The sequence below is a fragment of the Enterobacter sp. HK169 genome (assembly GCF_001719105.1).
GTDB classification, from domain to species: Bacteria; Pseudomonadota; Gammaproteobacteria; order Enterobacterales; family Enterobacteriaceae; genus Enterobacter; species Enterobacter asburiae_B.
On record NZ_CP017087.1, the window covers coordinates 2,633,127 to 2,646,492 of the forward strand.

Below are 13,366 nucleotides of genomic sequence, written 5' to 3' on the forward strand. Positions count from 1 at the left end.
ATGATTTATATATCCGCTGTTGGCATGGTCAACGCGCTGGGCAACTCGCCTGACGAGATTGCCGCGAACCTGACGGCAGGCGTGGCGCCGGGGATGCACGCCCGGACCGGCTGGTTGCAGGGTTTACCCGAAGCCGTACTGGGCGGCGTGGAAGGCGAGCTTCCACCCATCCCGGACGCTTTCGCCGCACACCGCACCCGCAATAACCAGCTGCTGCTGGCCGCGCTGGCGCAGATTCAGCCCGCCGTTGACGAGGCCATCGCCCGCGTCGGTCGCGACCGCGTGGCCGTGGTGCTGGGGACCAGCACCTCCGGGCTGGACGAAGGCGATGAGCACGTGCGCCACATGGCCCATGGCGAAGCGAGCACGCGCTGGCAGTATCCGCAGCAGGAGCTTGGCGATCCGTCCCGCTTCCTCGCCAACTGGCTTCAGCTCGAAGGCCCGGCCTATACGATCTCCACGGCCTGCTCTTCCAGCGCGCGGGCGATGATCGGCGGCAAACGTCTGATTGAAGCCGGGCTGGTGGACATCGCCATTGTCGGCGGAGCCGATACCCTGAGCCGGATGCCCGTCAACGGCTTTAACAGCCTTGAATCCTTCTCCCCTACGCTCTGCGAGCCGTTTGGTCGCGACCGCCGGGGGATCACCATTGGTGAAGCCGCCGCGCTGATGGTATTGAGCCGGGAGCCCGCGGACGTGGCGCTGCTCGGAACGGGCGAATCCAGCGATGCGTACCATATTTCCGCCCCGCATCCGCAGGGTGAAGGGGCGATAAGGGCTATCGCGCAGGCGCTTAACGAAGCGGATATGCAGCCGCAGGATATCGGCTACATCAACCTGCACGGCACGGCCACGCCGCTCAACGATCAGATTGAATCGCAGGTGGTTCACGATCTCTTCGGGGAAAGCGTGCCGTGCAGCTCAACCAAACACCTTACCGGCCATACGCTGGGCGCCGCCGGTATTACCGAAGCGGCCCTGAGCTGGCTGATTCTGACGCGCGATCTGCCATTGCCGCCGCAGGACTTCGCCCGCTACGCGCCGGACGACACGCTGGCGCCGTGCGGCCTTCTGCACCAGCGCGCCGCCCTGAAAAAGCCGGTCATTTTGTCTAACTCGTTCGCGTTTGGCGGCAACAACGCCAGCATCCTGCTGGGGAGAGCCTCATGAGCTACTTATCACCCGAAGCCTATCTGCCGCACGAGGCGCCGATGATGCTGCTGGGGTCCGTTGAGAACGTTACGGACGACACGGCGGTCTGCCGCGTGGCGGTCAACGGGCAAAGCGTGCTGGCGCCGTTTCTCAACGCCGATGGCGACCTGCCGGGCTGGTACGCGCTCGAGCTGATGGCGCAGACCGTCGGCGTCTGGTCAGGCTGGCATCGCCATCAGCAGGGGCAGGATCATATCGCGCTGGGCATGGTGCTCGGCGCGCGCGAGCTGGTCTGCGCCAGCGGGCGTTTCGCCGCAGGCCTGACGCTGGACATCACCGTTAAGCTGCTGATGCAGGACGAACGCTTCGGCAGCTTTGAATGCGCGATTTCCGCTAATGAAGAGACGCTGGCCACGGGCCGGGTCAACACCTTCCAGCCGAGCGCAGAAGAATTAACATCGCTTTTTAATCAGGGATCTAACGCATGAGTCGTTCCGTACTGGTCACAGGGGCCAGCAAAGGCATAGGGCGCGCCATCGCTCGTCAGCTTGCCGCCGACGGGTTTACCGTAGGCGTGCATTACCATCGTGATGCCGCAGGCGCGCAGGAGACGCTGGACGCCATCACGCAGGCGGGTGGCAACGGTCGTTTACTCGCCTTTGATGTGGGCAACCGCGAACAGTGCCGCGAGGTGCTGGAGCAGGAGATTGAAGCCCATGGCGCATGGTATGGCGTGGTCAGCAACGCCGGAATTACCCGCGACGGCGCCTTTCCGGCGCTGAGCGAAGACGACTGGGACAGCGTGATCCACACCAATCTCGACAGTTTTTATAACGTCATTCACCCCTGCATTATGCCGATGATTGGCACCCGTAAAGGGGGGCGCATTATCACCTTATCGTCCGTGTCCGGCGTGATGGGCAACCGCGGACAGGTGAACTACAGCGCGGCCAAAGCGGGCATTATCGGCGCCACTAAAGCGCTGGCGATTGAGCTGGCAAAACGCAAAATCACCGTCAACTGCATTGCCCCGGGGCTGATTGATACTGGCATGATTGAGATGGAAGAGGCCGCGCTGAAGGAAGCCATGTCCATCATCCCAATGAAACGGATGGGCCAGGCTGAAGAGGTCGCCGGGCTGGCAAGCTATCTGATGTCAGATATTGCGGGCTACGTTACCCGCCAGGTCATTTCCATTAACGGAGGCATGCTATGACGCGTCGCGTGGTGATTACGGGCATGGGCGGCGTGACCGCCTTTGGCGAAAGCTGGCAATCCGTTTCCAGCAGGCTGCTGGCGTATGAAAACGCGGTGCGTAAAATGCCGGAATGGCAGGTGTACGATGGCCTGCATACCCTGCTGGGCGCGCCGATCGATGATTTCACGCTGCCGGAACACTATACCCGCAAGCGTATTCGTGCCATGGGCCGCGTGTCGCTGATGTCGACCCGCGCCACCGAGCTGGCGCTGGAGCAGGCGGGGCTGATTGGCGAAGCGGTGCTCACCAACGGTCAAACCGGTATCGCCTACGGTTCTTCGACTGGCAGCACCGGCCCGGTCAGTGAATTCGCGACCATGCTCACCGAAAAGCACACCAATAACATCACCGGGACAACCTACGTCCAGATGATGCCGCACACCACGGCGGTGAATACCGGGCTGTTCTTTGGACTACGCGGCCGCGTCATCCCGACGTCGAGCGCCTGTACCTCCGGCAGCCAGGCGATTGGCTACGCCTGGGAGGCGATTCGCCACGGGTATCAGACCGTGATGGTCGCGGGGGGCGCGGAAGAATTGTGTCCGTCTGAAGCGGCGGTGTTTGACACGCTGTTTGCCACCAGTCAGCGTAACGACGAACCCAAAACCACCCCTTCACCGTTCGATACGCAGCGCGATGGTCTGGTCATTGGGGAAGGCGCAGGCACCCTGATTCTGGAAGAGCTGGAGCACGCCAGAGCGCGCGGGGCGACAATCTACGGTGAGATCGTGGGCTTTGCCACCAACTGTGACGCGGCCCATATCACCCAGCCTCAGCGTGACACCATGCAGATTTGCATGGAGCAGTCGCTGGCCATGGCGGGATTAAGCGCCCGGGATATGGGGTATATCTCCGCGCACGGTACCGCCACCGATCGCGGCGATATCGCCGAAAGTCAGGCCACTGCCGCCATCTACGGTGACAGCGTGCCGGTGTCCTCGCTGAAGAGCTATTTTGGCCATACGCTGGGTGCCTGCGGCGCGCTGGAAGCGTGGATGAGCCTGCAGATGATGCGTGAAGGCTGGTTTGCCCCGACGCTCAATTTAACGCAGCCGGATGAGCAATGCGGTGCTTTAGATTATATTATGGGGGAAGCCCGTCAGATTGACTGCGAGTATCTGCAGAGCAATAACTTCGCGTTTGGCGGCATCAACACCTCGATTATCATTAAACGCTGGGCGTAACTATGTACCAGTTTGTACTGGGAAAAATCTCCACCCTTTGCGCGGACCCGCTGGCGTCAGCGCTCGCAGACAGGGCGCCTCAGGGTGCCCGACAGGCCTCCTGGCTGGCCGGGAGGACGCTGCTCGCCAGAGCGTTATCCCCTCACCCGCTCCCCGACATCATTTACGGCGAGCAGGGCAAACCGGCCTTTGCGAAGGGAAATCCGCTGTGGTTCAACCTGAGCCATAGCGGTGACGATATCGCCCTGCTGATGAGCGATGAAGGCGAGGTTGGCTGCGATATCGAAGTGATTCGCCCGAGGAAGAACTGGCAGGCGCTGGCTAATGCGGTATTCAGCATGACCGAGCATGACGAGCTGGAGCGTGAAGCGCCCGAGGAACGGCTTTCCGCCTTCTGGCGTATCTGGACGCGGAAAGAAGCGATTGTGAAACAGCGTGGCGGCAGCGCCTGGCAGATTGTCAGCATCGACAGCACGGCGCAGATGCACGCGGTCAGCCAGCTACAGGTCGGCTCGCTGAGCCTTGCCGTCTGCACATCGACCCCTTACACCCTGACCCACGAGTCGATTATTCACCTCGGGACGTTCGGGGCAGAAAAATCACTAACACACCCAGAATAATAAACCCGACGCCCACCAGCCCGTGCCAGGAGAAGCGTTCTCCCCAGCCGGGCAGCAGGATCGCCGCACCCCACACCAGAATATAGCTGAGGCTCAGCAGGGCATACGCTTTGCTGAGCGCCATGCGATGCAGCGCCAGATACCAGCAGCCCATCGAGGCCACGTACCCCGTCAACCCCAGCAGCAGCGCACCCGTGCCGGACGAGAAGTGCCACAGCGCGGAAACAAACGCCAGGAGCTCACTGACCGGTGGCAATGCCTGCATGGCATTGCGCAGCAACAGCTGCGCCGCGCTGACTAACAGCACGCTGCATAAGGCCCAGAACGCTCCTTTCACAGGCTCCCTCCCAGGATAACAATCCCAATGATGATGAACCCTACTCCCAGCCAGTGATGCGCAGCAACGTGCTCACGCCAGAACGCCTTCGCCGCCAGCGTCACCCAGACAAAATTGAGGCTCAGCATAGGATACGCGATGCCGACAGGCAGGCGTTGCAGCACCACCAGCCAGACCAGCATCCCGCTGCCCAGCGCCAGCAGTGCCAGGCCAAGCCACAGCGCGATATGCGTCCCGCGCCGCCCGGCTTTCGCCGGACGGGTGGCCTGTTTCTGGCACAGCTGCCCCGCGCAGCTGAGCAGGCTTGCCAGTATCAGCCAGATCCAGGTCATCACTTCGGCAGGTACTCCAGCAAGGCCAGACGCCCCTGGATATAGAGATTGTCCGGCTGCGGTAAATTCGCCCGTGAAATATCGTCGCGTTTTGACAGCAGCATCACCAGCGACACGCGCCCCTGCTGACGATGCGCTGCCAGCCACTGCGCGAAGTCGTCCTCACTGACAAAACGATCTTTCACATCGGGATAATCCAGCCCGTAGCGCAGTTCGCCGCTCTGACCAAACAGCGTGATGTCATTGCGCTTCAGCTCCCACGCCAGGCCCGCGGCCACGCCCACGTTATTGGCCAGCACGAATCGGCTTTCCTGAAGCGGCTCGCGCACGGTATCGACCAGCGACTGCGGCTGTTTGGAATCCACCACCAGGTTAGGAATGGCAAAACCAATCAGCAGCGCCAGCCCTGCGGGGCACAGTGCCGCCAGCCACCAGCGCTGCTGGCTCTGTCTGAAGGTAAACCAGCCTACCGCGGCCCAGATGAGGAACGCCACCACCGCACAGAAGACTTTGTACAGTTCGACCGACGTCCAGACCGGATGCTTAGACAGTCCCCACGGCGAGACCACCAGCGCCGCCACCACGCCGATAACGCCAAACGCCAGGTTAATCCCGCCGTTAATGCGTAACGCTCTGGCACCTTTTTCCGCCGCGAGGCAGGCATAGCGCGCCATCAGGATGGCCAGCGGGGCAAAGCACGGCAGGATATAGGTCGGCAACTTGCCTTTGGCGATGCTGAAGAACAGCAGCGGCATCACCACCCAACCCAGCAGATAGAACCCGCCACCCGCGTTTTGTCGGTCATTCCAGCCGAGACGAATCGCACCGGGCAAAAGCGCAAGCCACGGCAGGCTGCCAGCGATCAGGAACGGTATGTAGTACCAGAACGGGGCTTTGTGTTGCGCGTCGCTCTGGGCAAAACGCTGAATATGCTCAACCCAGAAGAAATAACGCCAGAAGTCAGGTTCACGCTGCGCAATAGCCAGCCCCCACGGCAGAACAATCAGCACACAGCTCAGGATCGCGAGCCAGCCAAAAATCAGCACCTCTTTCCAGCGCTTATGGGCGATTACCCACGGCAGCACGCCAATCACCGGTACCGCCAGCGCCAGGAAGCCTTTGGTCATCACCCCCATCCCGCAGGCCAGCCCAAGCAGCACATAGCCGCCCGCTTTTCCGGCAACGGTTTGGGCCTGTGAGGCCAGCCAGAAGCTGCACATCGCCGCCACCAGCCACAGGGTGATGATAGGATCCAGCACCGCATACGTGCCGATGCCATACACCAGGAACAGGGTCAGGAAGATAAGACCGGAGAAAATGGCGGTCCGCTTATCTCGCCAGAGACGCCATGCCATCCAGATGACCAGCAGCGCCGCTAACCCGGTGGAGAATATAGAACCGGCGCGCACGGCGAGGTTGGTGTGCCCGAACAGCAACTGCCCGATGCTGTTGATCCAGTAGCCAGCAATCGGTTTTTCAAAGTAACGCAGCCCCAGAAAATGCGGGACAACCCAGTCTCCGGATGCCAGCATTTCGCGGCTGATTTCCGCATAGCGCGTTTCATCAGGCTGCCAGAGCAGACGAATATCGACCGGAATGAGGTAGTAAACGATAAACAGTGCGAGAAGCGCTAAGCCATAACGGGCTGTTTTCATGGGACCGGACTCACGGTTTGTTGATAGCCAAGCCAGCCTTCCCGGCCAGCCATTTCATTACGGACGACTTTGCCCACGGGCAGGGTGCTGAGGTCGTCCGGCAGCAGCTCGCTCAACGGACAAAATTCAATGCCCTCCTGAGCGGCCATCGTCAGCAGTTCGTCGAAATCATGCTGATACGCAATCCCTTCCACTTCGGCATGGATGGTATACACCGGCGTGCCGGCGTCACGATGGATGCGGTCCAGAATGTAGCGATTGAACTCATCCGCCTTCACCTCGCGCCCGACCACTTCATCCCAGGTGGGAAGCGTAACCGGAATTTGCACCGTTCCGTAGCGATTTTCGCCTAACAGCGGCAAAAAAGGTCCGGTTCCGCGGCAGTCGCTGTTGTAGCGAAACGCAAAGGCTTCTTTGGCCTTCACGACGCGCTGATCCGCACGCCATCCCGCCACGGCGGAGCAGCGCACGGGCTGACCGGTAATGGCCTCCAGCTCCAGCATCCCACGCTCGACCTCACGGGACAGGCGCGGGATATCCCAGACGCCCGCCCAGGCTTGCCAGGCATGGTGGTCCCAGGCGTGCAGACCCACCTCATGATGCTGAGCCGCCTCACGGATAACGGCTTCATTACCCGCGCCGATACGTCTGCCGGGCCAGGCGGTGCCAGCCAGCAAAATATCCCAGCCGTAGAGGGATGCTGCGCGCGAGCGCAGCATTTTGAACAGAAATGCCGGTTTAATCAGACGCCATAAATGGCGTCCCATGTTGTCAGGCCCCACGCTGAAGAAAATGCTGGAACGCACACCGTGCTTGCTCAGCAGTTCCAGCAGTTTGGGTACGCCGTCACGCGTTCCCCTGAAGGTGTCGACATCAATGCGTAAACCGACTTTTTTCATGAGTCCTGTTCCGACAGCTCCACGGTGCGCAGGAAGAAATCGAGCGTCTCATCGATGGTCAGCTCCATCTTCACCGTCGGCGTCCAGTTCAGGCAGCGCTTCGCGTTGCGAATGCTTGGCTTACGGTGCTCAACGTCCTGATACCCTTTGCCGTAGTAGCTGCTGCTTTCCACTTCGCGGAAACCGGCAAACGGCGGGAACTTGTCGCGCAGCGGATGGCGCTCAAAGCTGGCCAGCAGCATCTCTGCCAGCTCGCGAATGCTCGCTTCGTTGTCCGGGTTACCGATGTTGATGATTTCACCGTTGCAGCGGTTATCTTTGTTTTCGATGATGCGGAACAGCGCTTCAATACCGTCGCTGATGTCCGTAAAGCAGCGTTTCTGTTTCCCGCCTTCGATAAGCTTAATTGGCGAGCCTTCCACCAGGTTCAGGATCAGCTGGGTGATCGCACGGGAGCTACCGATACGCGCCGCGTTGAGATTATCCAGACGCGGGCCCATCCAGTTGAACGGACGGAACAGGGTAAAGCGCAGGCCTTCTTTCTCACCGTAGGCCCAAATCACGCGGTCCAGCAGCTGTTTGGAGACGGAGTAAATCCAGCGCTGTTTGTTGATCGGCCCGACCACCAGATTGGAGGTGTCTTCATCGAAGTTCTTATCGGTACACATGCCGTACACTTCAGACGTGGACGGGAAGATGATGCGCTTGTCGTATTTCACGCAGTCGCGGATGATCTTCAGGTTCTCTTCAAAGTCCAGCTCGAACACGCGCAGCGGGTTACGGGTGTACTCGATTGGCGTGGCAATGGCGACGAGCGGCAGCACCACGTCGCATTTTTTAATGTGGTATTCAATCCACTCGGAATGGATGCTGATGTCCCCTTCCACGAAGTGGAAACGCGGGTTGTCGAGGAAACGGCTGATGGCGTCAGAGCCGATATCCAGACCGTAAATCTCGTAGTTATCGTCCTTGAGCAGACGTTCGGTCAGGTGGTTACCGATAAAGCCGTTCACGCCGAGGATCAGCACGCGGGTACGGCGCTTGATGGCAACAACCGGTGCGCTGGTGATCAGCGCCCCGGCCACCAGACCCAGAGACTGCGCCAGCTGCGTGCCCTGCACGTACAGGCCGTTGTCGGTTTGTCCGGTGACGATCTCCAGCGCCTGCTCGCCGCAGCTTACAATCAGCGGAGAGACAGAGACGACGGTGCCCGGTTTGGCAGCCGGAATATCGTCACGCACGCGGGATTTCCAGACGATAAATTTGCTTACGCCCGCAAAGCTGTACGCGCCCGGCCACGGGTCGGTCACGGCACGCACCAGGTTGTGCAGCTGGCGGGCAGGCTTGTTCCAGTCCAGACGACCATCTTCCGGCGCGCGGCGGCCAAAGATGCTTGCCTTGCTCTCATCCTGCGCGGTCTCGCTGAAGGTGCCGTTGAGGATGCCTGGAAGGGCATCACGCAGCAGCGTCTGCGCCGTTGCATTCAGCTTTTGATGCAGCTGCAGCGCAGTTTCGTCCGCATCAATAGCGACCTTCTGCTGTGCCACGATAGCGCCCGCGTCAGCACGGCGCACCATGCGGTGCAGCGTCACGCCCGTCTCCGTTTCACCGTTCACCAGCACCCAGTTCAACGGCGCGCGGCCACGGTAGGCGGGCAGCAGAGAACCGTGAAGATTAAAGGCGCCTTTTGCGGCCAGACCTAAGATTTCGTCGGAAAGCAGGTTGCGATAGTAGAACGAGAAGATCGCGTCAGGCGCGAGGGCGCGGATGCGATCCACCCACAGCGGGTGGTTAACGTCGTCCGGCGCATAAACCGGGATCCCGCGCTCGGCGGCGATACGCGCCACGGAGCCAAAAAAGTTATTCTCTCCGGTCGTGTCCGGATGGGTAAAGATTGCCGCAATGTCATAGCCCGCTTCCAGCAGGGCCAGCGTGCCCGTGCACCCCATATCGTGATAGGCAAATACAACAGCTTTCATGGGTGAATTTCCTCTTGAGATGCTTTGTGTTCCTGACGGACAACACGTTGAATAAAGTAGCGCGGACGCGCGCGAACATCGTTATAGATACGGCCAATGTATTCACCGAGAAGGCCCATCCCGACAAACTGGGCGCCGATGAACATAAACAGCACGGCAAAGAGCATGAAGACCCCTTCCGCCGCCCACTGCGGGCCAAAGACCAGTCGCAGCACCACCAGCAGAACGGACAGCGCAAACCCGGCCACGGCGATGATGCTGCCGAACACGCTCAGCAGACGCAGCGGCGTGGTGGTCAGGCAGGTGATGAGGTCATACATCAGGTTGATGAGACGCATAAAGCTGTACTTCGATTCCCCGTGCTCGCGCTCGGCGTGCAGAACCGGAATTTCCGTTGCCTTGCGGGCAAAGGTGTTGGCGAGGATCGGAATAAAGGTGCTGCGCTCATGGCAGTGCAGCATCGCGTCGACGATATGGCGGCGGTAGGCGCGCAGCATGCAGCCGTAATCGCCCATCGCTTTACCGGTCGTGCGCTGGATAAGGCGGTTGATGGTGCGTGAGGCCAGCTTGCGAAACAGACTGTCCTGACGGTTCTGACGTACCGTGCCGACCACGTCATAGCCTTCATCGGCTTTGGCGACCAGGCGCGGGATCTCTTCCGGCGGGTTTTGCAGGTCAGCGTCCAGGGTGATGACCAGATCGCCCGTGACGTGGCTAAACCCCGCCATAATCGCCGAGTGCTGGCCGTAGTTGCGGTTGAGCAGCACGGCAACAATATGGCTGCCTTCGGCCTGCGCGGCCTCGGTCAGCATCAGCGCGGAATTATCGCTACTGCCATCATCTACCAGCAGAATTTCATAAGCCTTGCCCATCGTATCGCAGGCGGCGGTTGTACGACGGATCAGTTCGGGCAGGCTCTCCTGCTCGTTATAAACCGGGATTACCACGGAAACTTTTTGTACAGGCGGTGCACTGAACATATCAATGTCCTGCAAGCTGATGGAGTGCGGTAATGACGCGGGTTGTGTCGTCATGAGTCATGTCCGGGAAAAGAGGGAGAGAACAAATACGCGCGCTATTCCATTCAGAATTCGGGAGCGATACATCAGGAAAACGCTCGCGGTAGTATTTTTGGGTGTGCGCCGCGCGGAAGTGGAGGCCGGTACCGATGCCTTTCTCTTTCAGCGCCGCCATCAGGTTGTCGCGGGAAATTCCGCAGCGCGCTTCGTCAACGCGAATAATAAACAGGTGCCAGGCGTGCACGTGCGGCCATGACGGAATGGTGAGCGGCTGGAACGGCGTATCGGCAAGCTCACGCAGGTAGCGTTCAGCAATTTCCTGGCGGCGCCTGTTGGCCTCTTTCAGTTTGCCTAACTGCACCAGCGCCAGCGCGGCGTTGATGTCCGCCAGGTTGTATTTATAGCCCGGCGCGATCACTTCCGCCTGCGGCGCGCGGCCGTGCGTCTGGCGGTCATAGGCATCTACGCCCAGGCCATGGAATTTCAGGCTGCGGATCCGCTGTGCCAGCTGGGCATTATCCGTGACGACTAAGCCGCCTTCCGCGCAGGTCATATTTTTAATGGCGTGGAAGGAAAAAATCGCCGTTCCTTTCCAGCCCACATGACGGTTCTTGTAATACGTTCCGGCGGCATGGGCCGCATCTTCAATAACCGGAATACCGTGACGTTCACCGATGGCATGAATGGCGTCGATTTCACACGGCGCGCCGGCATAATGAACGGGAATAATGGCTTTGGTACGCGGGGTAATGGCGGCTTCAACGGCTTCTGGCGTCACCATTAATGTATCTTTGTCCACATCAATCATGACCGGTGTGGCACCCAGCAACACGATCATATTCAGCGTGGAGACCCAGGTCTGGGAAGGGGTAATGACTTCATCGCCCGGGCCAATATCCAGCGCCATCAGCGTGACGTGCATACCCGCGGTGGCTGAACAGACGGCAATCGCATGCTGATTCCCGGTAAGCTGACAAAATGCCTCTTCAAGTTCCTGATTCTTAGGCCCAGTGGTGATCCAGCCCGACATCAAAACGTCCTGAAGCGCCGCAATTTCCTCAGCGCCCATCGACGGCCGCGAAAAAGGCAGAAAATCACTCATTATTAATTTCCTTGCAATAAAAATGGCATGTTTTTGATATTAACCAAATGCCAGCCCGTTTATTTCAACGAACCATAAACTTATATCAAAGTAGCTCTCTTTCCTTAGGGAAAAATTAAGACAACGTTTGCAACGTTATAAGACAACTAGCAGCTATTTGAAAAACAACAAGTTAAATTAATATTAAATATTTTTAATGTGATCTTTCGCAACATTTTGAAATGGATTCATTTAAACCAATCATCAACAAACAAAAAAAATCCCGGCCATTTCAAAATAATATGAAATAGCCGGGAACTTTTCTTTTTAGTTAATTGTCGCGCTTATTAGAGATTATCTGGAAAGTTTTTCGGTAATTCACTGGCCGCACAGGCAATAACGCTTTCATTATTGGCTCCGCAGTCGCGCACAAAGGTGATCGTAGCAAATTCATCAATCACTTCCGTTGGATACGCCGGACCCGCATCGCGATAGCTGTTCATCAGCGGAATATGGTCGTTCTGGAAGCAGACGGTTTTTTCCGGATTGTTCATGACCCAGCGTGGGAAGAAGATGGTGCCATGGAACAGCTTGTCGCCCAGGTTCACGATCAGGCTGACGTCGGTACCGGTTGGTTCGGTCCAGGAAATTTTATAGATGCTCTCGCCTACCCGCACGATATAAGCCTGCTGATCTTTCACCCAACGGTTGGCCACAAGACCGCTGTGAATACGGTAATCAAGCGTGGTCTCATTTTTTACGTAAATCTCGTAGTTCCAGCCGTTATCGTAGGTATATACAAGATGTTTACCAACAAAGCCGCTTAAGTCGTGTTTGTCGAAGGTGTTCATAAGATGTCTCCTTTGTTTTGATGAGACGATCGTACCCCTTCAAAAAATGAATGAATAACGCTATGTTTTAATCAAATTCATCCAAATTTTAGATAAATCATGCATAAGACGACGCTGGAACAATGGGCTTTACTGGAAAGAGTGGTGGAAGCGGGCAGCTTTGCCAAAGCCGCGGAAGAAACCCACCGCAGCCAGTCCTCGGTGAGCTATAACCTGTCGCTGCTGCAGGAGCGGCTCGGCGTGGCGCTGCTGGTCCCGGAGGGGCGACGGGCGGTGTTAACTCCGGCCGGAGAACTTCTTCTCAACCAGGTTAAACCGCTGCTGAAAGCGTTTTCGTACGTTGAGACGCGCGCAGCGACACTTCGCAACGGGATGCGAACGCGGTTAGATCTGGTGGTGGACTCCATTTTCCCGCGCCGCCGCCTGTTCGCTATTCTTCGTCAGTTCCAGCAGCAGTATCCGCAGACTCAGGTACGTCTGACCGAAGTGCTGGAAAATACCCGCGCCGATGCCATTAACGACGAAGCCGATGTGATGGTCTTAACCCGCCGCCAGGACATTACCGGGCTCGGAGAATGGCTGATGAATATCGACTTTGTTGCCGTGGCCCATTCCCGGCACCCCTTGTTTCACCTCGACGCGCCGCTAAATGATGAGATGCTGCGCCCGTGGCCGCTCATCCAGATTGCGGACAGCCAGCCCGCCGCGCGTGCTGCCGGCGAGTCGTGGACCTTCTCCACCATCGATGCCGCGATTGAAGCCGTCGTCTCTCAGGTCGGCTACGGCTGGCTGCCAGAGGAACGCATCCAGACCCAGCTGGATCAGGGCGTACTCAAACGCCTGCCGCTGAGCCACGGCGCGCGCAGGGCAACGCCGCTTCACCTGATTGTTAAACGTTCCCTCGCCCCGCTTGATGAACAGGTTGAGACGCTGTTGCGCCTTTTTAGCCAGGAGCCGTCATCCTCACCTGCTACGCTTTAAGGTCCGAACGTTAAAACG

The 13,366-nt window shown here is 58.6% G+C and carries 14 protein-coding genes; 6 read left to right on the plus strand and 8 right to left on the minus strand.

Annotated elements, in window-relative coordinates:
* From EnteroDNA1_RS12575 to acpT, 5 genes are read left to right on the plus strand one after another with little or no spacing between them, the layout of a single operon-like run.
* Positions 1-1,170 carry a beta-ketoacyl-[acyl-carrier-protein] synthase family protein gene (locus tag EnteroDNA1_RS12575; RefSeq protein ID WP_064673687.1) on the plus strand — a complete coding sequence of 390 codons (1,170 nt, stop codon included), beginning with the start codon at positions 1-3 and terminating at the stop codon, positions 1,168-1,170.
* A complete protein-coding gene (locus EnteroDNA1_RS12580; RefSeq protein WP_064673686.1) occupies positions 1,167-1,640 on the plus strand; it encodes an ApeP family dehydratase in 474 nt (157 codons plus the stop codon). Before EnteroDNA1_RS12575 ends, EnteroDNA1_RS12580 begins: the two co-directional genes overlap by 4 nt.
* Complete coding sequence (locus EnteroDNA1_RS12585; RefSeq protein WP_032662188.1) at positions 1,637-2,368, plus strand: 3-ketoacyl-ACP reductase FabG2; 732 nt, start codon at positions 1,637-1,639, stop codon at positions 2,366-2,368. The genes EnteroDNA1_RS12580 and EnteroDNA1_RS12585 overlap by 4 nt, the downstream gene beginning before the upstream one ends.
* Entirely contained in the window at positions 2,365-3,594 is a 1,230-nt protein-coding gene (locus EnteroDNA1_RS12590; protein ID WP_058842005.1) for a beta-ketoacyl-ACP synthase, read from the plus strand. Before EnteroDNA1_RS12585 ends, EnteroDNA1_RS12590 begins: the two co-directional genes overlap by 4 nt.
* 2 nt (positions 3,595-3,596) lie before the next feature.
* Positions 3,597-4,214, plus strand: a complete 618-nt coding sequence (gene acpT, locus EnteroDNA1_RS12595; RefSeq protein ID WP_064673685.1) for a 4'-phosphopantetheinyl transferase AcpT — start codon at positions 3,597-3,599, stop codon at positions 4,212-4,214.
* On the opposite strand, the gene arnF is transcribed toward acpT, so the two are convergent.
* The 8 genes from arnF to EnteroDNA1_RS12635 form a co-directional block, all read right to left on the minus strand.
* Positions 4,162-4,551, minus strand: a complete 390-nt coding sequence (gene arnF / locus EnteroDNA1_RS12600; RefSeq protein WP_069303394.1) for a 4-amino-4-deoxy-L-arabinose-phosphoundecaprenol flippase subunit ArnF — start codon at positions 4,549-4,551, stop codon at positions 4,162-4,164. The two genes, acpT and arnF, sit on opposite strands and share 53 nt — an antisense overlap.
* On the minus strand, positions 4,548-4,883 hold the full coding sequence (gene arnE / locus EnteroDNA1_RS12605) for a 4-amino-4-deoxy-L-arabinose-phosphoundecaprenol flippase subunit ArnE (RefSeq protein WP_033146851.1): 336 nt from the start codon (positions 4,881-4,883) through the stop codon (positions 4,548-4,550). The genes arnF and arnE overlap by 4 nt, the downstream gene beginning before the upstream one ends.
* Entirely contained in the window at positions 4,883-6,538 is a 1,656-nt protein-coding gene (gene arnT, locus EnteroDNA1_RS12610; protein ID WP_064673683.1) for a lipid IV(A) 4-amino-4-deoxy-L-arabinosyltransferase, read from the minus strand. The genes arnE and arnT overlap by 1 nt, the downstream gene beginning before the upstream one ends.
* Positions 6,535-7,437: a 4-deoxy-4-formamido-L-arabinose-phosphoundecaprenol deformylase gene (gene arnD, locus EnteroDNA1_RS12615; protein ID WP_058842007.1), complete on the minus strand. Its 903-nt coding sequence runs from the start codon at positions 7,435-7,437 to the stop codon at positions 6,535-6,537. Before arnD ends, arnT begins: the two co-directional genes overlap by 4 nt.
* Positions 7,434-9,416 (minus strand): bifunctional UDP-4-amino-4-deoxy-L-arabinose formyltransferase/UDP-glucuronic acid oxidase ArnA, encoded by a 1,983-nt coding sequence (gene arnA / locus EnteroDNA1_RS12620; protein ID WP_069303395.1) that lies wholly within the window; start codon positions 9,414-9,416, stop codon positions 7,434-7,436. Before arnA ends, arnD begins: the two co-directional genes overlap by 4 nt.
* A complete protein-coding gene (gene arnC / locus EnteroDNA1_RS12625; RefSeq protein WP_029740674.1) occupies positions 9,413-10,396 on the minus strand; it encodes an undecaprenyl-phosphate 4-deoxy-4-formamido-L-arabinose transferase in 984 nt (327 codons plus the stop codon). The genes arnA and arnC overlap by 4 nt, the downstream gene beginning before the upstream one ends.
* 1 nt (position 10,397) lies before the next feature.
* Entirely contained in the window at positions 10,398-11,537 is a 1,140-nt protein-coding gene (gene arnB / locus EnteroDNA1_RS12630; RefSeq protein ID WP_023309541.1) for a UDP-4-amino-4-deoxy-L-arabinose aminotransferase, read from the minus strand.
* Between the two features lie 326 nt (positions 11,538-11,863).
* Entirely contained in the window at positions 11,864-12,367 is a 504-nt protein-coding gene (locus tag EnteroDNA1_RS12635; protein ID WP_008503103.1) for a phenolic acid decarboxylase, read from the minus strand.
* Positions 12,368-12,466: 99 nt separating this feature from the next.
* Here EnteroDNA1_RS12635 and EnteroDNA1_RS12640 point away from each other — a divergent pair, with 99 nt between their 5' ends.
* A complete protein-coding gene (locus EnteroDNA1_RS12640; protein WP_032662157.1) occupies positions 12,467-13,348 on the plus strand; it encodes a LysR family transcriptional regulator in 882 nt (293 codons plus the stop codon).
* Positions 13,349-13,366 lie beyond the last annotated feature (18 nt).

What these genes read in the sequence shown, in the direction of transcription:
- EnteroDNA1_RS12575 (WP_064673687.1), top strand. Translation starts at nt 1, where the DNA reads ATGATTTATATATCCGCTGTTGGCATGGTCAACGCGCTGGGCAACTCG.
- EnteroDNA1_RS12580 (WP_064673686.1), top strand. Translation starts at nt 1,167, where the DNA reads ATGAGCTACTTATCACCCGAAGCCTATCTGCCGCACGAGGCGCCGATG.
- EnteroDNA1_RS12585 (WP_032662188.1), top strand. Translation starts at nt 1,637, where the DNA reads ATGAGTCGTTCCGTACTGGTCACAGGGGCCAGCAAAGGCATAGGGCGC.
- EnteroDNA1_RS12590 (WP_058842005.1), top strand. Translation starts at nt 2,365, where the DNA reads ATGACGCGTCGCGTGGTGATTACGGGCATGGGCGGCGTGACCGCCTTT.
- acpT (WP_064673685.1), top strand. Translation starts at nt 3,597, where the DNA reads ATGTACCAGTTTGTACTGGGAAAAATCTCCACCCTTTGCGCGGACCCG.
- arnE (WP_033146851.1), bottom strand. Translation starts at nt 4,883, where the DNA reads ATGACCTGGATCTGGCTGATACTGGCAAGCCTGCTCAGCTGCGCGGGG.
- arnT (WP_064673683.1), bottom strand. Translation starts at nt 6,538, where the DNA reads ATGAAAACAGCCCGTTATGGCTTAGCGCTTCTCGCACTGTTTATCGTT.
- arnD (WP_058842007.1), bottom strand. Translation starts at nt 7,437, where the DNA reads ATGAAAAAAGTCGGTTTACGCATTGATGTCGACACCTTCAGGGGAACG.
- arnA (WP_069303395.1), bottom strand. Translation starts at nt 9,416, where the DNA reads ATGAAAGCTGTTGTATTTGCCTATCACGATATGGGGTGCACGGGCACG.
- arnC (WP_029740674.1), bottom strand. Translation starts at nt 10,396, where the DNA reads ATGTTCAGTGCACCGCCTGTACAAAAAGTTTCCGTGGTAATCCCGGTT.
- arnB (WP_023309541.1), bottom strand. Translation starts at nt 11,537, where the DNA reads ATGAGTGATTTTCTGCCTTTTTCGCGGCCGTCGATGGGCGCTGAGGAA.
- EnteroDNA1_RS12635 (WP_008503103.1), bottom strand. Translation starts at nt 12,367, where the DNA reads ATGAACACCTTCGACAAACACGACTTAAGCGGCTTTGTTGGTAAACAT.
- EnteroDNA1_RS12640 (WP_032662157.1), top strand. Translation starts at nt 12,467, where the DNA reads ATGCATAAGACGACGCTGGAACAATGGGCTTTACTGGAAAGAGTGGTG.